General features: G+C 73.6%; 17 protein-coding genes and 1 pseudogene. 5 read left to right on the top strand and 13 right to left on the bottom strand.

The window, feature by feature from the left end:
* Positions 1-30: 30 nt before the first annotated feature.
* The gene (locus tag ACZ4WH_RS34345) at positions 31-789 is read right to left on the bottom strand and encodes an LOG family protein (protein ID WP_468188206.1); all 759 of its coding nucleotides are present in this window, start codon (positions 787-789) and stop codon (positions 31-33) included.
* Positions 790-896: 107 nt separating this feature from the next.
* On the bottom strand, positions 897-1,976 hold the full coding sequence (dapE, locus tag ACZ4WH_RS34340; RefSeq protein ID WP_468188204.1) for a succinyl-diaminopimelate desuccinylase: 1,080 nt from the start codon (positions 1,974-1,976) through the stop codon (positions 897-899).
* Between the two features lie 104 nt (positions 1,977-2,080).
* Between dapE and ACZ4WH_RS34335 the strand changes: the two genes are divergently transcribed.
* Positions 2,081-3,103: a VldE C-terminal domain-containing protein gene (locus ACZ4WH_RS34335; RefSeq protein ID WP_468188202.1), complete on the top strand. Its 1,023-nt coding sequence runs from the start codon at positions 2,081-2,083 to the stop codon at positions 3,101-3,103.
* 286 nt (positions 3,104-3,389) lie between these two features.
* Entirely contained in the window at positions 3,390-3,827 is a 438-nt protein-coding gene (locus ACZ4WH_RS34330) for an ATP-binding protein (protein WP_468188200.1), read from the top strand.
* A 108-nt stretch (positions 3,828-3,935) separates the two neighbouring features.
* Here ACZ4WH_RS34330 and ACZ4WH_RS34325 read toward each other — a convergent pair whose 3' ends face one another.
* Both ACZ4WH_RS34325 and fdxA read right to left on the bottom strand, forming a co-directional pair.
* Positions 3,936-5,033 carry a bifunctional succinyldiaminopimelate transaminase/glutamate-prephenate aminotransferase gene (locus tag ACZ4WH_RS34325; RefSeq protein WP_468188198.1) on the bottom strand — a complete coding sequence of 366 codons (1,098 nt, stop codon included), beginning with the start codon at positions 5,031-5,033 and terminating at the stop codon, positions 3,936-3,938.
* A gap of 126 nt (positions 5,034-5,159) precedes the next feature.
* The gene (gene fdxA, locus ACZ4WH_RS34320; protein ID WP_014674796.1) at positions 5,160-5,480 is read right to left on the bottom strand and encodes a ferredoxin; all 321 of its coding nucleotides are present in this window, start codon (positions 5,478-5,480) and stop codon (positions 5,160-5,162) included.
* A 140-nt stretch (positions 5,481-5,620) separates the two neighbouring features.
* Between fdxA and ACZ4WH_RS34315 the strand changes: the two are divergent.
* Positions 5,621-6,616, top strand: a pseudogene (locus tag ACZ4WH_RS34315) (GNAT family N-acetyltransferase); the annotation flags it as partial.
* 1,220 nt (positions 6,617-7,836) lie between these two features.
* Positions 7,837-8,703, top strand: coding sequence for a transglutaminase family protein (locus tag ACZ4WH_RS34310; protein ID WP_468188196.1), 867 nt, complete (start codon positions 7,837-7,839; stop codon positions 8,701-8,703).
* A gap of 30 nt (positions 8,704-8,733) precedes the next feature.
* On the opposite strand, the gene ACZ4WH_RS34305 is transcribed toward ACZ4WH_RS34310, so the two are convergent.
* From ACZ4WH_RS34305 to ACZ4WH_RS34270, 8 genes are all read right to left on the bottom strand, one after another.
* Positions 8,734-9,348, bottom strand: a complete 615-nt coding sequence (locus ACZ4WH_RS34305) for a response regulator (protein WP_468188194.1) — start codon at positions 9,346-9,348, stop codon at positions 8,734-8,736.
* Positions 9,345-10,538 carry a sensor histidine kinase gene (locus tag ACZ4WH_RS34300; RefSeq protein ID WP_468188192.1) on the bottom strand — a complete coding sequence of 398 codons (1,194 nt, stop codon included), beginning with the start codon at positions 10,536-10,538 and terminating at the stop codon, positions 9,345-9,347. Before ACZ4WH_RS34300 ends, ACZ4WH_RS34305 begins: the two co-directional genes overlap by 4 nt.
* Positions 10,539-10,543: 5 nt before the next feature.
* Positions 10,544-11,284 (bottom strand): ABC transporter permease, encoded by a 741-nt coding sequence (locus tag ACZ4WH_RS34295; RefSeq protein WP_468188190.1) that lies wholly within the window; start codon positions 11,282-11,284, stop codon positions 10,544-10,546.
* Positions 11,281-12,210, bottom strand: coding sequence for an ABC transporter ATP-binding protein (locus tag ACZ4WH_RS34290; RefSeq protein ID WP_468188188.1), 930 nt, complete (start codon positions 12,208-12,210; stop codon positions 11,281-11,283). The genes ACZ4WH_RS34295 and ACZ4WH_RS34290 overlap by 4 nt, the downstream gene beginning before the upstream one ends.
* Positions 12,211-12,350: 140 nt before the next feature.
* Positions 12,351-14,930, bottom strand: coding sequence for a hypothetical protein (locus tag ACZ4WH_RS34285; protein ID WP_468188186.1), 2,580 nt, complete (start codon positions 14,928-14,930; stop codon positions 12,351-12,353).
* A 193-nt stretch (positions 14,931-15,123) separates the two neighbouring features.
* A complete protein-coding gene (locus ACZ4WH_RS34280; RefSeq protein WP_468188184.1) occupies positions 15,124-15,540 on the bottom strand; it encodes a DUF6113 family protein in 417 nt (138 codons plus the stop codon).
* Positions 15,537-16,397 carry an N-acetyl-1-D-myo-inositol-2-amino-2-deoxy-alpha-D-glucopyranoside deacetylase gene (gene mshB, locus ACZ4WH_RS34275; RefSeq protein WP_468188182.1) on the bottom strand — a complete coding sequence of 287 codons (861 nt, stop codon included), beginning with the start codon at positions 16,395-16,397 and terminating at the stop codon, positions 15,537-15,539. The genes ACZ4WH_RS34280 and mshB overlap by 4 nt, the downstream gene beginning before the upstream one ends.
* Before the next feature lie 48 nt (positions 16,398-16,445).
* Positions 16,446-16,640: a hypothetical protein gene (locus ACZ4WH_RS34270; protein ID WP_030649813.1), complete on the bottom strand. Its 195-nt coding sequence runs from the start codon at positions 16,638-16,640 to the stop codon at positions 16,446-16,448.
* A 172-nt stretch (positions 16,641-16,812) separates the two neighbouring features.
* On the opposite strand from ACZ4WH_RS34270, the gene ACZ4WH_RS34265 reads away from it, so the two are divergent.
* Complete coding sequence (locus tag ACZ4WH_RS34265; RefSeq protein WP_468188180.1) at positions 16,813-18,945, top strand: S9 family peptidase; 2,133 nt, start codon at positions 16,813-16,815, stop codon at positions 18,943-18,945.
* 110 nt (positions 18,946-19,055) lie between these two features.
* Here ACZ4WH_RS34265 and ACZ4WH_RS34260 read toward each other — a convergent pair.
* On the bottom strand, positions 19,056-19,293 hold a 238-nt coding region (locus ACZ4WH_RS34260), incomplete at its 5' end, for an oligopeptide/dipeptide ABC transporter ATP-binding protein (protein WP_468188178.1).

Here is a 19,293-nt window from a genome sequence, read left to right as displayed (position 1 = left end):
GACATTCCTCTCAGCCCCCCGTGCGGGCGCCTAGCGGGCCGCCTCCTTGGACACCAGGGCCACCGCCTCGTCCACCTCGTCCGTCACGTGGAACAGGAGGAGGTCCTTCTCCGACGCCTTGCCCTGGACCACCAGGGTGTTCCTCAGCCAGTCCACCAGGCCGCCCCAGTACTCGCTGCCGAACAGGACGATCGGGAAGCGGGTGACCTTCTGGGTCTGGACCAGGGTCAGGGCCTCGAAGAGTTCGTCGAGGGTGCCGAGGCCGCCGGGAAGGACCACGAACCCCTGCGCGTACTTCACGAACATCATCTTGCGGACGAAGAAGTAGCGGAAGTTCAGACCGATGTCGACGTAGGGGTTGAGCCCCTGCTCGAAGGGAAGTTCGATTCCGAGGCCGACCGAGACGCCGCCCGCCTCGCACGCCCCCTTGTTGGCCGCCTCCATCGCCCCGGGGCCACCGCCCGTGATGACCGCCCAGCCGGCCTCCACCAGCCCCCGGCCGAGCCGCACGCCCGCGTCGTACTCCGCGGAGTCCACCGGGGTCCGCGCCGAGCCGAACACGCTGATGGCGGGCGGGAGTTCGGCGAGCGTGCCGAAGCCCTCGATGAACTCCGACTGGATCCGCAGCACCCGCCAGGGGTCGGTGTGCACCCAGTCCGTGGGGGCGCGCTCGTCCAGCAGCCGCTGGTCGGTCGTGCTGGCCGTCACCTGGCCCCGCCGTCGGAGGACCGGTCCGAGCCGCTGCTCGTCCGGCGGCTGCTTCTTCCCCTCGGGATTGCCGGTAGGCATGTGAGCTCCCTCCGCTTGCCGGTAGTTCGATCTCAGACTAGATCTACGCGGGTTACGGCGGGGGGACCTGAGCGTGTCCGGCGTGCAGCGGCGCGCCCCGCACGGGCCTACGCGGTGAGCCAGTCCCGCAGCCGCTCCTCGCCCGCCAGGATCTTCGCGGTCTCCACGCGCTCGTCCCGCTTGTGCGCCAGGTGCGGGTTGCCGGGGCCGTAGTTGACCGCGGGGATGCCGAGCGCGGAGAAACGGGACACGTCCGTCCAGCCGTACTTGGGCCGCGGGGTGCCGCCCACCGCCTCGATGAAGGCGGCGGCGGCCGGCTGGGAGAGGCCGGGCAGCGCGCCGGGGCTGTGGTCGTCCACCACGAACTCCTCGACGCCGCAGTCCGCGAACACCTCGTGGACGTGCGCGATGGCCTCCTGCTCGGTGCGGTCGGGGGCGTACCGGAAGTTGACCGTGACCACGCACTCGTCCGGGATGACGTTCCCGGCCACTCCCCCGCTGATTCCCACCGCGTTCAGGCCCTCGCGGTACTCCAGCCCGTCGATGACCGGCCGGCGCGCCTCGTAGGAGGCCAGGCGGGCCAGGATCGGGGCCGCCGCGTGGACGGCGTTGGCGCCCATCCAGCCGCGCGCCGAGTGGGCCCGCTCCCCCTTCGTCCTCAGCAGCACCCGCAGCGTGCCCTGGCAGCCGCCCTCCACCTCGCCGTCGGAGGGCTCCAGCAGGACCGCGAAGTCGCCCGTCAGCCACTCCGGGTGGGCCTCGGCGACGTGCTTCAGGCCGTTGAGGTCGGCGGCGACCTCCTCGTTGTCGTAGAAGACGAAGGTCAGGTCGCGGTTGGGCGCGGGGACCGTGGCGGCGATGCGCAGCTGCACCGCCACGCCCGACTTCATGTCGCACGTGCCGCAGCCCCACAGCACGCCGTCCGCGTCGAGCCGCGAGGGCACGTTGTCCGCGATCGGCACGGTGTCGATGTGCCCGGCCAGGATGACGCGCTCGGCGCGGCCCAGGTCCGTCCGCGCGATCACGTTGTTGCCGTAGCGGTCCACCGTCAGGTGCGGCAGGGCGCGCAGCGCGGTCTCGATGGCGTCCGCGAGCGGCTTCTCGGTGCCGCTCTCGGAGGGGAAGTCCACGAGCTGCGCGGTGAGCGCGGCGGCGTCCAGCGTGAGGTCAAGCGAGGTGTCGGCCATGGCCACGACCCTAGCGCGCCGCCCGCCGGGGCCCGGTGCGCGAAGTCCGGCGCGGACCCGCGACCCCACGTGAGGGTCCCGGGGGGCTCCAGTACCTTGTACGCGTGTCAGAGCCGTCCCCCACCCGTCCCAAGCGCCGCGGTCGCCTCTTCCGTTTCTCCGCGGCCCTGTTGGTCCTGTGCGGTGTCGCCGCGTACCTCGTGGTGCAGTACGTCACCGGAGGCGGCACGCGCGGCTGCAAGGTGGTCTCGGCCTCGGGCGACGGGCCGTCGTACGAGTTCACGCCCGAGCAGGCGGCGAACGCGGCGACGATCGCCGCCGTCGGCACCGGGCGCGGGATGCCCGAGCGGGCCGTGACGATCGCGCTGGCGACCGCCCTCCAGGAGTCGGGGCTGCGGAACATCGAGCACGGCGACCGGGACTCGCTGGGCCTGTTCCAGCAGCGGCCCTCGCAGGGCTGGGGCACCGAGCGGCAGATCATGGACCCGACCTACGCGGCGGGCATCTTCTACGCCCATCTGGCCAGGGTGCCGGACTACACCGGCCTGCCGCTGACGGTGGCCGCGCAGCGGGTGCAGCGCAGCGGCTACCCGGAGGCGTACGCCAAGCACGAGCCGGACGCCACGCTGCTGGCGGCGGCCCTGACCGGGCGGGCGGCGGCCACGCTGACCTGCGACGGTCGCCCGGCGCGCACCACCTCGGCGACCGGTCCGGACGCGGTACGGGCCGCGCTGGTGCGGGACTTCGGGCGGGACGCGCTCCAGGAGACCGGCGCGGTGGTGGGCGGGACGCCCGTGCCGTCGCCGTCCCCGTCGCCGAGCGTGACCGCGACCGCGCACGGGCGGACGGTGACGGTTCCGGTGCCGGAGGGCGCGAAGACGGACGCGACCGGGCGCGGCGAGCGGGAGCGGGGCTGGCAGCTGGCGCAGTGGGCGGTCGCCAACTCCTCGGCGCTGCACATCGAACGGGTGTCGTACGCGGGCCGGGTGTGGACCGCGGGGAGCGGCGGCGAGTGGCGGCCGGCCGGGTCGGACGGCGCCGGGGGCGCGGAGAGGTCCGCGGGGAGGTCCGGGAAGACGTCCGGGGAGACGTCCGTGGGCTCGGTGCGGATCGTGGCCGGACAGTAGTACGGACGATCACCCGGGCGGGTTGTGCGGCGCCGGGCCGTCCGGCGGTCCGGGCGGGTGGCGCGACCGGCGCGGGAACCCCTGGAAATCAAGGGCGGGAAGGATTCTGCACGATTTCTCGCGGACGCTCTTTGCCCGTTTTTATCCACACCTGATAATGCGACGCGTTATCCATTCTTTACCTGGGGCGTCCGCAACCTTCGCGGGCTTCAAGCGGTAGTCACGGCGTCCGAGCCGGAGACGGGCTTGGACACTGACACCGTTCTCTCCCGTCGAATGGAGCATCATGTCCCTCCCTCTGACCCGCCGGATCGCCCGTGCCGCGCTGCTCGTCGCAGCGGGAGCGGCTGCCGGGGTCGGTGCGGCCGGCTCCGCCGGAGCGGCCACGAATCTGCCGGCGGCCACCCCGAACCTTGGCGGTCTGACCGCCCTGGACGGCGCGCAGGTCGGCAACACCGTCGACGGTGCCGCGCAGAGCGTCACCTCGGCCGCGGTCAAGACCGGCGGCGGTGCCGTGAAGAAGGCGGCGCCGGCGGCGCAGAAGGCCGCGGGCTACGCGGCCGGGACGGCGGGGGGTGTCCTGGGGGACGCGGCCTCCGGCGCGACGAAGGGTGGGCTGCCGACGGACTCCCTCACCAAGGGCGGGCTGCCGACCTCGTCCCTGCCGACGTCCTCCCTGCCGACGTCCTCCCTGCCGGCCAAGGGTCTGCCGCTGGGCGGCTGAGCGGTCGGCATTGAACGCCGACGGGGCCCAGGTCTCCTTCCTGGGCCCCGTCGGCTTTCGCGTCCACGGCGGTGGCGGCAGCGGCCGGCGGAACGGGTGCGGGCCGGGCTATGCGGTCAGGCGGGTCACCGCTGCCTGTACTCGTTCGTCCGTCGCCGTGAAAGCCACGCGTACGTGGTTCTCGCCCGCCTCGCCGTAGAAGTCGCCCGGGGCCACCAGGATGCCCCGGTCGGCCAGGTGGGCGACCGTGGTCCAGCAGGACTCGCCTCGGGTGGCCCAGAGGTAGAGGCTCGCCTCGCTGTGTTCGATGCGGAAGCCGTCCGCGAGGAGGGCCGCCCGGAGCGCCTCGCGGCGGGCGGCATAGCGCTCGCGCTGCTCGTGGACGTGGGCGTCGTCGCCGAGCGCGGCCACGACCGCCGCCTGCGTCGGCGCGGAGGTCATCATGCCGCCGTGCTTGCGGATCTCCAGGAGGGGGCCCAGGACGGCCGGGTCGCCGGCGACGAAGGCCGCGCGGTAGCCCGCCAGGTTGGAGCGCTTGGAGAGGGAGTGGACGGCGACGATGCCGTCGTAGGAGCCGCCGTTGACGTCCGGGTGCAGGACCGAGACCGGGTCGGCCTCCCAGCCCAGCTCCAGGTAGCACTCGTCGGAGAAGACGAGGACGTCGTGGGCGCGGGCCCAGGCGACGATGTCCGTCAGCTCCTGCCGGGACAGGACCTTGCCCGTCGGGTTGGACGGGGAGTTCAGCCAGAGGAGCTTCAGGTTGGCCGGGTCCAGGTCGCGCGGGTCGTCGTAGGCCTCGTACTCGGCGCGGGCCAGGCGGGCGCCCACCTCGTAGGTGGGGTAGGCCAGGCGCGGGTAGGCGACCTTGTCGCCGGGGCCGAGGCCGAGCTGGGTCGGCAGCCAGGCCACCAGCTCCTTGGAGCCGACGACCGGCAGGACGTGCCGGTGGGTGACGCCGCGGGCGCCCAGGCGGCGCTCCAGCCAGCCGGTGATCGCGTCCCGCAGGGCGGGGGTGCCCCAGACGGTCGGGTAACCCGGGGAGTCGGCCGCGTCGATCAGGGCCTTCTGGACCAGCTCGGGGACCGGGTCGACCGGGGTGCCGACGGAGAGGTCGACGATGCCGTCCGGGTGGGCCGCGGCCGTCTTCTTGTACGGCTCCAGCTTGTCCCAGGGGAAGGTGGGTAGCCGGTCGGAGACTGCGGACACGGGAATCAGGCTCACTTTCGTACGGTGCGGCAAACGCCTCGGTCCCGTACGGCGGTGATCAGGGTGATCGGGGCCGTACGGGACCGAGGCGGCGCGCTTGCGGGCGGCCGCTTGGCGCTTAGACGGTCACTCGCCCTGCGGCGGCAGCGCGGCGACGAAGGGGTGGTCGCGCTCGATCAGCCCCAGCTTGCTGGCGCCGCCGGGCGAGCCCAGCTCGTCGAAGAACTCGACGTTCGCCTTGTAGTAGTCCTTCCACTCCTCCGGGACGTCGTCCTCGTAGAAGATCGCCTCGACCGGGCAGACCGGCTCACAGGCACCACAGTCGACGCATTCGTCCGGGTGGATGTACAAGGACCGCTGGCCCTCGTAGATGCAGTCGACCGGGCACTCCTCGATGCACGCCTTGTCCTTGACGTCGACACAAGGCTGCGCGATGACGTAGGTCACGCTGTCGTTCCTCCTCGATAGGGCGCTGGCGGGCCTCCTCAGGCTCCGCCGCCTGGCGCGCGGGAGCGCGGCGTCGTCGATGCCCGCCCCTAGTATCTCCGTTTCGGAGCGTGATCCGAACAGGAGGGGTGAACCGACCAGTGGAAATCTCGGCGAAAGGACGCCTGGAGGTCCGAATCACCCCTGCTGACGTGGGGAAACGGGTCTCTGTACGGCGGTTGGGCGAACCCGGTGCCGGACCGGAGAAGTTCACTGACACGGTGGGTGTTCTCACATCATGGGACGGTGGCGTGCTCATGATCACACGCCGGGACGGCGAAAGGGTCGGAATTCCGGAATCCGCGCTGGTGGCGGGCAAGGTCGTGCCGGCCGCCCCGGCGCGGCGCAGGGGGCCCGCCGCCACGTACCCGGAACTCGCGCGCATCGCCGCGCGGGCGTGGCGGCCGGTGGAGAGTGAGCGGCTCGGCGAGTGGGAACTGCGGGCGGCCGACGGGTTCACGCGGCGGGCCAACAGTGTGCTGCCGCTCGGTGACCCCGGGGTGCCGCTCGACGCGGCCCTGGAGGCCGTACGACGCTGGTACGGCGAGCGTGGCCTGCCCGCCTACGTGCAGACCGCGACCGGCGCCGAGGGCACGCAGGAGCTGCTGTGCGCGGAGCTGGAGCGGCGCGGGTGGGTGCGGGAGGTGACCGCCGAGCTGTGGACCGGGGCCCTGGCGCCGGTCGCGGACCGGGCCGAGGGCGCGGGGGTGGTCCTGTCCCGGGCGGCGGACGAGGCGTGGCTCGGGCGGTACCAGCGCAAGGGGGTGAGCGAGGTGGCCCTGCGGGTGCTCGGCTCCGGGCCGTCGGTGTGGTTCGCCTCCGTGCCCGGCGCCGGGGACGGCGAGCCGCCGGCGGCGATCGGGCGGTGTGTCGTGGACGGGCGGTGGGCCGGGTTCGCCGCCGTCGAGGTGGACCCCGGCCGGCGGCGGCAGGGGCTGGCCGTCGAGGTCATGGCCGCGCTGGCCCGGCGCGCGCTGGAGGAGGGCGCCTCGGCGGCCTGGCTCCAGGTGGAAACGGACAACGAGCCCGCCCGAGCCCTCTACCGCACCCTGGGCTTCACGCCCCACCACGCGTACCACCACTACCGGGCACCGGAAGAGCCGAGCGCCCAGGAGCCCGACTCCGACTCCGCCGACCGCCCCTCATCGCAGAACACCACCGACACCCGGCCCCTGCCGGAGGCCACACCCGACACGCACTCCGAGGCGCCCGACCAGCCCAACGACCGACCCCAGTCAGGAAGCGCTCCCGACGGCCTGACCCACACGAGTGACGCGCCCGCCGGCCCGCCCCAGGCAGACAGCGCGCCCAGCGCCCAAGCCCCGGCCGACGCCGCACCCAGCGCCCGTGTCCAGACGAGTGACGCGCCCGGCGACCAGACCCCGGCGGACAGCGCTCCCGACGGCCTGGCCCAGACGAGTGACGCGCCCAGCGCCCAGCCCCAGGCAGCCGACACGCCATGCACCCGAGCCCAGGCTGACGCCACACCCAGCACCCGGGTCAAGGCGAGTGACGCGCCCGGCAGCCCGCCCCAGGCAGACAGCCCACCCAGCGCCCAAGCCCCGGCCGACGCCGCACCCAGCGCCCGTGTCCAGACGAGTGACGCGCCCGGCGACCAGACCCCGGCGGACAGCGCTCCCGACGGCCTGGCCCAGGCGAGTGACGCGCCCAGCGCCCAGCCCCAGGCAGCCGACACGCCGTGCACCCGAGCCCAGGCTGACGCCACACCCAGCACCCGGATCGAGGCGAGTGACGCGCCCGGCAGCCCGCCCCAGGCAGACAGCCCACCCAGCGCCCAAGCCCCGGCCGACACCGCACCCAGCGCCCGAGTCCAGACGAGTGACGCGCCCAGCGCCCAGCCCCAGGCAGCCGACACGCCATGCACCCGAGCCCGGGCTGACGCCACACCCAGCGCCCGGATGCCCGGCAGCCGGCCCCAAGCAGGCAGCCCACCCAGCGCCAAAGCCCAGACTGGCGCCACACCCCGCACCCAGCCCCGGCCCCAGGCAGGTGACAGGCCCAGCCGCCGGGCCCGGACCAGCGCCGCACCCGGCGGCCTGGCCCGAGTCGGCGAAGCAGCCGGCGTCACAGCTCAGGCAGACCGCGCGCTCAGCGCCCACTCCCAGTCGGCCGACAAGGTCGGCAGCCGGACCCAGGCGTGGGACGGTGTCGGTGACCGGTGCCGGGCGGCCGGCGCGCCGAGCCGCTCGTATGAGGCCGTCGGTCACGCCAGGGCTGCGTATCCGTCGCTCCAAGCGCCGCAGGTATCCCGCTTCGGGCGGCCGTAGAACTCGCCGTGGAAGGGCATGAGGCTGCCATGAGTCATCCGTATCTGCCGCCCCCGTATCCGCCCCCGCCGGACCGCTCCGCCGAGTTGCGGCGGCGGTTCGCCGAGGAGGCCCGGTCCGAGCGGCCGGATCTGTCGGCGCTGTGTCTGCTGATCGGCGCGGAGACGGACGGCTCGCTGGACGAGGCCGGCATCGACGCCGCGCAGGCGGAGCTGGACCGGCTGGCGGGCGAGCTGCCGTACCGGCCGGGCGACCCTCAGGCGTGGGCGGAGGCCGTACGACGGCTGCTCGGCACCCGCTACGCGTTCCACGGGACGCCGGGCGACTACCAGCGGCTGGAGTCCTCCCTGCTGCACGAGGTGCTGCGGCGGCGGCGCGGGCTGCCGATCCTGCTGTCGGTGGTGTGGCTGGAGGTCGCGCGCCGGGCGGGCGCCCCGGTGTACGGGGTCGCGCTGCCGGGGCACTTCGTGGTGGGGTTCGGGGCGGCGGCGGAGCAGGTGCTGGCCGATCCGTTCGACGGCGGCCGGGTGCTGACCGGGACGGACGCCGACCTGCTGGTGGTGGGCGCCACGGGCACACCGCTGGACGCCTCGATGCTGGAGCCGGCCCCGCCCCTGGAGGTCGTCCAGCGCATCCTGAACAACATACGGGCCTGGGCGGCGGCCCGGCCGGAGCGGTCGGACGTCGCCCTGCGGGCCGTGGAGCTGGCGCTGCTCATCCCCTCGCATCCGGCGCGGCTGCGCTATGAGCGCGGGCAGCTGCTGGTGCAGCGCGGGCAGTTCGTCGCGGGCGCCGAGGAGCTACAGCACTACGCCGACCTGATCGAGGTGGTGGACGAGGCGGCGGCCCGGAAGGTCCGGCAGGAGGCCCGCACGGCGAGGTCCAGGCTCAACTGAGGCGGCCCCTCACAGCCACCCCCGCATCCCTCACAGCCACCCCTTGTCCCGGGCGATCCGTACCGCCTCCGCCCTGTTCCGTACGGCCAGCTTCTGGATCGCGGTCGACAGGTAGTTGCGGACCGTGCCCTGGGAGAGGTGCAGGGCCCGGGCCAGTTCGGCGTTGGTGGAGCCGTCGGCCGCCGCGCGCAGCACCTCGCGTTCGCGCTCGGTGAGCGGGTTCGCGCCCTCGGCGAGCGCGGCGGCGGCCAGCGTGGGGTCGATGACCCGCTCCCCGGCCAGCACCTTGCGGATCGCCTCGGCGAGCTGCGCGGCCGGGGCGTCCTTGACGAGGAAGGCGTCGGCGCCCGCCTCCATGGCACCGCGCAGATAGCCGGGGCGCCCGAACGTGGTGAGGACGACCAGCTTGACCTGCGGATACTCCTGGTGCACCCGGGCCGCGGCCTCGATGCCGGTGCAGCCGGGCATCTCGATGTCGAGCAGCGCCACGTCCACGCCGTGCGCGCCGACGGCCGCGAGCACCTCGTCGCCGCGCGCGACCTGGGCGACGACCTCGATGTCGTCCTCCAGGCCGAGCAGCGCGGCCAGCGCCTCGCGGACCATCGACTGGTCCTCGGCGAGGAGGACCTTGATCATGCTCGTCATGCCCGGGATCCTACGTCCGCCCCGGCGGCCGTAGGCACACGGGCGACGAGCCGGAACCCGTGCTTGACCCGCCCCGCCTCCAGGGTGCCGCCGGCCTTCTCCAGGCGCTCGGTCAGCCCGGTGAGCCCGTTGCCGGGTCCCTTCCCGGAGCCCCCGCTCCCGTCGTCCTCGACGGAGAGTTCGAGCACCGGCCCGTCCAGGGTCTGACGGCGCAGCAGCTGTACGACGCAGCGGTCGGCGCCGCTGTGCCGGACCACGTTGGTGACCGCCTCGCGCAACGCCCAGGCGAGCGCGGACTCGGCCTCCTCGGGAACGCCGGCGAGGTCGGGTTCGGCGGGCACCTCGGCGACGACCCCGGCGGCCGTCAGGGCGACCTGCGCGCCGGCGAGTTCGGCGGCGAGCCGGGGCCGCCGGTAGCCGGTGACGGCCTCCCGGACGTCCACCAGGGCCTGCCGGCTGACCTGTTCGATGTCGGCGACCTGCTGGGCCGCCTTGTCGGGGTGGTCGGGCAGCATCCGGCCGGCCAGCTCGCTCTTCAGCGTGATCAGCGACAGCGAGTGGCCGAGCAGGTCGTGCAGGTCGCGGGCGAGGCGGAGCCGCTCCTCGTTGGCGGCGAGCTGGGCGACGGTGGCCCGCGCCTTGCGCAACTCGATGGTGGTGCGCACCAGTTGCCCGACGCCGGCCATGGCGAATCCGATGAGCACGACGAGGAGCAGCAGGCCACGGGCCTCCTTCTCGTTCGAGTGCAGCCCGACGAGGTACATCAGCGCGGCCGTCGCCGGGATCGCCCAGTACGACACCCGGACCGGCAGGGTGGCCCCGCAGGCCACCGAGAGGTAGACGAAGAGGCCGAGCCAGGCGCTGCCGAGGGTGGAGGCGAGGACGGGGGCCAGGACGGCCAGGACCGCGATCAGGCCGACGACGGTCCGGGGCGCGAAGGGCCGGCCCATGTTGCGGAAGACCAGCGCCAGATAGGCCCCGACGAACGCGGCCAGGCCGAGGGAGCCGGCGAGGGTGGCGCGCGCGGTGTGGTGGCCGCTGACGAGGTCGTCGACCGGTGAGCTGAGGAAGACCAGCCACACGCCGATCCACAGCACCTTGGCCAGCACGTCACGCCGGGTGCGGGGGCCCTGGCCCAGCCGCACCTGGTGTTCCGGCCGCTTCTCGCGGGTCAGGGGGTCTTCCGTCATCGTGCTCACGCCTTCAGCGTGTCCTTCCGGTACAGCCAGGCCGCGCCGCCCGCGAAGAGGACGAAGTAGACGGCGAGGACGGCGATGTCCGCCGCGTGCGGGGCCTGGCTCTGCTCGATCGCCCGTCCGAGGGCAGCGTACGCGTGCGTGGGCAGCCACTTGGCGATGTCCTGGAGGGCCTGCGGGAAGGTCGTGGACGGCATCCACAGGCCGCCGAGGATCGACAGACCGAAGTAGACGATCATCGTGATCGGGCGGACCACGTCCCCGGAGGCGAGGTAGCCGATGGCGACGCCGAGCGCGGCGAAGACGAGGCTGCCGGCCCAGATGACCCCGGTGAGCGCGAGCCACTGCCAGACGTCCAGGCGTACGTGCTTGATGCCGGCGGCGACGGCGAACACGACGACGATGGCCGGCAGGCTCACCACGGCGGCGCTCGCGGTCTTGGCGAGGACGTAGCCGCGCCCGGGCAGCGGGGTCAGCCGCAGCTGCCGTACCCAGCCGCTCTCGCGTTCCTTGGCGATGCGCTCGCTGTTGCCCATCAGGACGGCGGTCAGGGCGCCGAAGGAGGCCATGGAGACCATCAGGTAGGTGGCGACGGTCAGGCCGCTGCCGTCGACCCTGTCGGCCGAGCCGGCGCTGCTGGAGAAGATCAGGTAGATGATCGAGGGGTAGAGCACCGAGAAGAACAGAAACTTCCTGTTGCGCAGCGCGCGGGCCAGTTCGAGCTTGATGAGGGCGTTCACGACTGCTTGGCCTCCTCGGCCTCCGTGATGGCGACGAAGGCCTGCTCCAGACCGAGCCCGGCGACTTCGAGATTGCGGGGGTGGAGACCGAGGCCGTACAGGGCGTGCACGGTCGCGTCGGCGTCGGCGGACTGGATGCGGACGGTCTGCCCGGACACGTCGAGCGAGGTGAGGCAGGGCAGCGCGCGCAGGGCGCTCTCGTCGATCTCACCGGCCAGGTCGAAGGAGATCCGCCGCGCGCCCGCCCTGGCCTTGATCTCGGCGGCCGTGCCGTCGGCGAGGAGCCGGCCCCGGTGCAGCACCAGCACCCGGTCGGCGATGGCGTCGGCCTCTTCCAGGTAGTGGGTGGCGAAGAGGACCGTACGGCCCTGGTCGGCCTGTTCGCGCATGGTGGCCCAGAAGGCCTGGCGGGCGGCGACGTCCATGCCGGTGGTCGGCTCGTCGAGGATGATCAGATCGCTGTCGCCGGCGGTGGCGAGGGCGAACCGGACCCGCTGGGCCTGGCCCCCGGACAGCTTGTCCACCTTGCGGCCGGCGATCTGGGCGATGCCCGCGCGGGCCAGCACGTCGGAGACCGGGTACGGCCGCGGGTGCAGGGAGCAGGCCAGCTTCACCAGCTCGGCGACGGTGACCCCGTCCATCAGGCCGCCGCTCTGCAACATGGCCCCGACCCGGCCGGCGACGATCGCTTCGCGCGGGCTGGTGCCGAACAGGCTCACCGTGCCGCTGTCGGCGTGCTTGAGCCCGAGGAGCAGGTCCAGGGTGGTGGACTTGCCGGCCCCGTTCGGGCCGAGGAGGGCGACGGTCTCGCCCGGGTACAGCCGGAGCGAGAGACCGTCGACGGCCCGCACGCTCCCGTACGTCTTGGTCACCTGGTCGAACCCGACCACCGGGGTGGTGGTGGCCGGTGCCGCTGTCGTCGTCATGCCGTCCATGCTGGCGGCGAAGGCCTGGGGCGGGGCAGTGCCGGGGGTCCTGAGTACCGGATGACAGATGTCATGCGGATCGGGTGACGGACACGGCGAGGGGCGCCCCCTTGGCGGGAGCGCCCCTGGAAGCGGCCGGGCTAGCTCGGGTCGGTGTCGATGACCCCGATCCGCTCCGCCGCCGTCTTGCCCCGCAGGGCCTTGCGCAGCGCGGCGACCACGTCCTGCGGCAGGACACCACGCTTCCCGGTCGCGGTCTGGATCTGTACGCCGTCGAAGGTGCTGCCGTAGGCGTCCTTGAGCGCCTTGAGGTCGTACGTGTCCACGAGCTTGCCGTCCACGGCCTTGAAGCTGAGGATCTTCGGCAGCGACACGGGGCCGAACGGGATGCTGTGCACCGCGTCGGTCTGCACGTGGACGAGGCCGGACATCGCGGGCTTCGCGAAGTCGTTCATCACCCGGTCGACCTCGGCGTTCGACACGGTCGGCTGCTTGATGGTGGTCGGCACGGTGACCGGGGGCGTGCTGCCCTTCTCCACCAGCGTGCGGTAGGCCTGTTCGACCGCCGTGGTCGAGCGGCCCGCGTCGATGGCCTTGCCCGCCTTGCCGTACACGGCCACGGCCTTGCCGGACTCGAACTTGATGGTGCCGTCCGTGGCCGAGCCCGAACCGCCGCCGGCCTGCTGGAGCGCGGCCTGGAGCTTCTCCTCGTCCACCGGCATCGCCGGCTGGACCACGCGCTTCTGCCCGAAGAGCGAGCCGACGACGTGGACCGGGTTGTAGTCGCTCTTCGCGGCCTCGCTCACCGTGTCCTGGTAGTCGAACTGGAGACCGGCGTTCTCCGGCGTGAGGGTGACCGTCTTGCCGCCCACGGCCAGCTTCAGCGGCTTGTTCACCCGGCTGCCGAAGGCGTCGTCCAGCTTCTTGACGGCGTCGTCGCGGGTGCCGCCGCCGATGTCGACACCGAGCACGGTGGTGCCCTTGGGCACGTCGGTGCGGTTCATCAGCAGTCCGGCGCCGTAGGCACCGCCCGCCACGACGAACACGCCGACGACGAGCAGCATCAGCTTGCTGCGGCCCTTCTTCTTCGGCTTGCTCGCCGCCTTGGGCGCGGCGGCCTGCTCGGGCTTGGGTGCCGTGGCCGGCGCCGGGCCGTCGGGGTGGGTGCCGAACGGGGGCTTGCCCCCGTTCGGGACGACCGGGATGCCGCTGGTGACCGTGTGTCCGGAGACGTTGTCGGCGGACGGGGAGCGGTAGCCGGGCGTGCCGGGCTCGGGGGCCGGCTTCTGCGGGGTGAGGATCGCGGTGTCGTCGCTGAGCCCGCCACCGGGACCACGGCCCGCCGGCCCGCCACCGGGGTTGCCCCCAGGGGCGCCGGGACCGCCGGGTCCGTTGAAGCCGCCGGCACCGGCAGAGCCGCCGGCACCGGCAGAGCCGCCGGGGCCGCCGAGGCCGCCCGCAGCGCCGGGCGCGTCGAGATCGGCGATGTCGGCCAGGGCGCTGCGCCCGGGCGACGTGCCCTGGCCGCCGAAGCCGGCGCCCGTGGGGCCGTCGAAGGGCTCGCCCGGCCCCATGCCGAGGCCGCCGCCGGCGGCCGGCGGGACGAGGGTGCCGTCGCCGGTGACCGGACCGCTGGTGGGGCCGGCCGGACCGCCCTGCGGGCCGCCGGGGCCGCCGTGCCCACCGGGCCCGTTGAAGCCGCTGGCACCGCCGGGACCGCCGGCGCCACCGCGTCCATGGGCACCGCCCGCGGCACCGCCGTAGCCGTCGTGGCCGCCGGCACCCGCCGCACCGCCACCGAAGCCGTCATGTCCGTTCGCCCCGGCCGCACCGGCGCCGAAGCCGTCCTGGCCACCGACGCCCGCCGCACCGGAACCATAGCCGTCCCGGCCGCCGCCCGCCGTCGCGCCCGTGCCGAAGTCGTCCTGGCCGCCGTGCTCCGCGAAGTACGGCAGGTCGTCGCGGCGGGGCTCGTCGGAGCCGGGGCGGGAGCCGCCGCCGAGGGGGCCCGCGGTCAGGGCCTCGGTCACGTCGAAGGCGCCGGTGCCGCCGCCGTGCCCTGGGGCGACCGGGCCGCCGGTGGCGCCGGGCAGGCCCTTGCCGTTCGTGCCGCCGGAGCGGGGGCCGCCCGGCACGCTCATGGAGCCGACCACACCGCCGGGACGGCCGCCGCCGGAGCGCGCGCCGGTGGTACCGGCCGCACCGGACGCTCCCGGACCACTCGAACGGGCGCCCGACACGCCGGAGGCGGCGGCGGTGGCGGCAGAACCGCCGGACACCCCGGCGCCGTTCGTGCCGCCGCCCGCCGGACCGCCCTTGGGGGCGCCGGACTTGCGGGGCGCGAACCAGTCGCTGGTCTTCTCCTCCGCCTGGGCGGAGGGCTCGGCCGGGGCCTCGGCGGTGCCGGTGGGACCGGCGGACGGCCGGTCGGCCGCGGGCCGCGGCTCGGCGGCCGGCGCCTCCTCCCCGGCGCCCTCGCCGTCCCCGACGGGCTTGCGCACGACGACCGGCGGGATGGGCCGGGACCCGGGGATGTTGATCCGGATCCGGGTCGTCAGCGTGGTCTCGGTCTTCTTCTCCTCCGGCCGCGTGCCCGAACGGCCCACGCCCGTACCGTCGTCGGAAGCCATGGGGGTCCCGTACGGCGGCGTGCCGGAGGGGTATGCGGCTCCGCCGCGCCCGTTGGGCCCGGAGGACGGAGTGTCAGTTTCACGACTCAAGGCAGGTTCTCCCGGTTGGCTCCGCCGCCCGTTTCGACCTCAGCTGGGGGTACCCCCTGTTCGAGCGCAGTCGAGAACTTGGGGGAGGCTCGGCGGCGCGCACCACCATACTGGCCACTTCTGGCGTGTATCCCATGACCGCCGAGGAAACCCACACCGGACTCGCACGCGCGCGGCACGGCGAAGTGGTACGTCACTTGCCAAGTCGGGCGGAGCCGCCGCGAGGTTGCCGCCCTGTGCCGACGGTGGCGCAGATCACAGCGAGGGCCATGCCGCCGAGCAGGTAGAGATAGGAACTGCCGCCCGCGCCGAAGAGGTAGTCGCCCTCCGGGCGCGTGGTGGTGAGCAGGATGACGGTGACGACCCAGCCCGCCGCCGGCGCGACCGCCCCGCCCCGGCCCGCGGTGGCGTACGCGCCGCCGAGGAAGAGCCCGGCGGCGCCCGCGAGGGCGAGCAGCAGCCCACCGGGGAACCAGGCGGCCTGGAGGAGGGCCCCGGCGAGGCCCGTGACCGCGCCGAGCAGGAACAGGCCGACGAGGGCGGCGGCCCGTCCGGCGGAGGGCGGGCGCAGCGGCTGGGCGAGCAGGGAGCCGTTTCCGCCGTCGCTCATGACGCCTCCCCGAGGTCGAGGCCGGCGAACAGGTCGGTCTCCCCGCGCTGGCCCGGCCCGCGCACCAACTCGTAGTACTCGGTGGTGAACAGCGGCTGGGCGAGTTCGTTGGAGAGCGCGAAGTACGGCTCGGCCACCTCGATCTGGGTGGCGTGGGCGCGCATCGCGGCGGCCTTGGCGGCGGCGTACGCGGTGCCGTCGATCGTGGTGGTGATCCGCTCGTCGGCCACCACGCCGGGTACGTCGTCCACGGCGGCGCTCTTGTCGAACGGCAGCGCGGACAGCTCGTCCTGGAGGCGGGCGAAGGCGGCTTCCGCGACGGAGCGCGGGACGCGGTTCCAGTACACCTTGGCGATCCGGTGGCCGCGCTCGGCCGCGAGGTCGGCCGCGCGCATGGCGACGCGGTGGGCCTGGATGTGGTCCGGGTGGCCGTAGCCGCCGTGGTCGTCGTACGTCACGAGGACCTGGGGGCGGACCTCCAGGATCACCTCGGCGAGCCGGCCGGCGGCCTCGTCGAGGTCGGCCTGCCAGAAGCAGCCCGGGTCGTCGTTGTCGGCGAGGCCCATCATCCCGGAGTCGCCGTACCGCCCGGCGCCGCCGAGCAGCCGGGCGTCCGTGACGCCGAGCGCGGACACGGCCGCGCCCAGCTCGCCGCGCCGGTGCGCGCCCAGCGCGGCGCCCGTCAGATGCCGCAGCTCCGGCGGGATGACCTCGCCACGCTCCCCCAGGGTGCAGGTGACCAGGGTCACATGGGCGCCCTCGGCCGCGTACCTGGCCATGGTCGCGCCGTTGTTGATCGACTCGTCGTCCGGGTGCGCGTGCACCAGGAGGAGACGCCGGGAGGGCAGTTCCGTCATGGCCACCACCCTACGAGGTCCCCGTGCCCGTCCCCGCGACGCCGGCCGTCAGAACTTGATGCTGCCGATCATGCTGGCGACGTTGGTCGTCAGCTCGCTGATCGTGGGAGCGACGGTCGAGGAGGCGAGATAGAAGCCGAGCAGGATGCAGACGACGGCGTGGCCGCCCTTCAGCCCTGACTTCTTGATCAGCAGGAAGACGATGATCGCCAGCAGCACCACCGCCGAAATCGAGAGTGCCACGGCGGCTCACCTCCAAAGATCCCAGGGACGCGGGTTCTAGATCAGTAGAGCAAATCCATGCAGACACCAGCAGGTTCATACCCACTCTGCGGTAGTGATCATAACTATCCGTACTCGCGCATCGGTCGGCGCACAGCCGCACAAGGGGGCGCATGGCCAATATGGTCGGGGTATGACGACCGAGGCTGACTCCTTCCCCCGTCGGCACGCCCGGACCCAGCGGTTCACGCTCGGCGCGCCGCGTGCGTTCACCGTGGCACCCGACGGTTCGCGTGTCGCGTTCCTGCGTTCCGGCTCGGGCACCGACCGGGCCAACTCCCTGTGGGTACTGGATCTTCCGGGGGGTGCGGAGCGCCTGGCGGCCGATCCGCGCGCGCTCCTCCAGGGCGCCGCCGAGGAACTGTCGGCCGAGGAGCGGGCGCGCCGCGAGCGCAGCCGCGAGGGCGGCGCCGGCATCATCGGCTATGCCACCGACAGTGCCCTGGAGTTGGCGTCTTTCGCCTTGTCAGGGCGGCTTTTCACGGCGGATCTGCGGGCCGGCACGGCGCGTGAACTCCCCGTCCCCGGGCCGGTGATCGACCCGCGTCCGGCCCCCGACGGCCGGCACATCGCGTACGTCGCGCGGGGCGCGCTGCGGGTGGTGGGCGCCGAGGGGGACGGCGACCGGGCGCTGGCCGAGGCGGAGTCCGCGGACGTCTCCTACGGCCTCGCGGAGTTCATCGCGGCGGAGGAGATGGCGCGTTCGCGGGGTTTCTGGTGGGCGCCGGGGTCGGACCGGCTGCTCGTGGCGCGCGTGGACGACACGCCGGTACGGCGGTGGTGGATCTCGGATCCGGCCCGTCCGGAACGTGAGCCGCTCGGCATCCGGTACCCGGCGGCGGGCACCCCCAACGCGGAGGTCCGGCTGTTCGTGTGCGGGCTGGACGGGGTGCGCACGGAGGTGGTCTGGGACCGGACGCGCTATCCGTATCTGGCGCGTGTGCACTGGTCAGAGGCGGGTGCGCCGCTGCTGCTGGTGCAGGCGCGGGATCAGCGCAGCCAGCTGTACCTGGCGGTGGACCCGGATTCCGGGGCGACTCGGATGGTGCACGCCGACGAAGATCCAACTTGGCTGGAACTGTTCGCTGGTGTGCCCTGCTGGAGCCCGTCCGGGCAGCTTGTCCGGATCGCGGACGAGGGGGGCGCACGGGTGCTGGCGGTCGGCGAACGGCCGTTGACCAGCGGTCAGTTGCATGTGCGCGCGGTTCTGGACGTGGGCGCGGACGACGTACTCGTTTCCGCCTCTTCCGGCCCGGAGGCCGAGGCGCCGGAAATTGGCGAAGTTCATGTGTACCGGGTGAACGAACTGGGCGTGGAGCGCCTGTCGCAGGAGCCCGGTGTGCACTCGGCGGTGCGCTCCGGGAGCGTGACCGTCCTCGTGTCCGCCGCGCTGGACCGGCCGGGCGCCCGGGTCCAGGTGCTGTGTGACGGAAAACCGACGGCTACTGTCCGGTCGTACGCGGAAGATCCCGGTTTGTCCCCCCGGGTGTCCCTCACACAGGGGGGCGCACGCCGAATTCCGTGCGCCGTGCTTATGCCACGGGACTACCCCGGTGACACTCCCCTGCCGGTTCTCCTCGACCCCTACGGCGGTCCGCACGGCCAGCGGGTGGTCGCCGCGCAGAACGCCCACCTGACCTCCCAGTGGTTCGCCGACCAGGGCTTCGCGGTGGTCGTCGCCGACGGCCGGGGCACCCCGGGCCGCTCGCCGGCCTGGGAGAAGTCGATCCGGGACGACGTGGCGGCCGTCGTCCTCCAGGACCAGGTCGACGCCCTGCACGCGCTCGCCGAGCGGTACCCGCTGGACCTCAGCCGGGTGGCGATCCGGGGCTGGTCCTTCGGCGGCTATCTGGCGGCGCTGGCGGTGCTGCGCCGCCCGGACGTCTTCCACGCGGCGGTGGTCGGCGCGCCGGTCACCGACCTGCGGCTGTACGACAGCCACTACCAGGAGCGCTATCTCGGCGACCCGAACGAGCAGCCGGAGGTCTACCGGCGCAACTCGGTGATCGACGACGCCGGCCTGGTCGACCCGGCCGAGCCGCACCGCCCGATGCTGGTCATCCACGGGCTGGCGGACGACAACGTGGTCGTCGCGCACTCCCTGCGCCTCTCCTCCGCCCTGCTGGCCGCCGGCCGCCCGCACGAGGTGCTGCCGCTGTCCGGGGTGACCCACATGACCCCGCAGGAGACGGTCGCGGAGAACCTGCTCCTGCTCCAGCTGGACTTCCTCCGGCGCTCACTCCCACAGCCGGACGGGCGCCCGTGAACCGCGTTAACACGCAGGCAACTTGACGGAAGCGGCACCGATATACGGACACGGGAGCCTGAAGAGCGTACGGCCGTGCGGGTGCCGTAAACGGGCCGGGGTGCACCATGTCACCCCGGCCCGTTGCCGTTCAGCCGGGACTCCTCCGGCGGCACCACTTGCTTCTCCTCCGCGAAGTGACAGGCCGAGGGGTGCGCGGCGGGACCGGGCGCGTCACGGAAGGCGGCGGGCACGGCGAGGGCGGGGACCTCCCGGGCGCAGCGGTCCTGTGCTTTCCAGCAGCGGGTGCGGAAGCGGCAGCCGGAGGGGATGTTCGTCGGGGACGGCACGTCGCCGGTGAGGATGATG

The organism is Streptomyces sp. NPDC029138 (assembly GCF_055564375.1).
The sequence above is the reverse complement of the archived record's forward strand: the minus strand, read 5'-3'. Positions and strand labels throughout refer to the sequence as shown.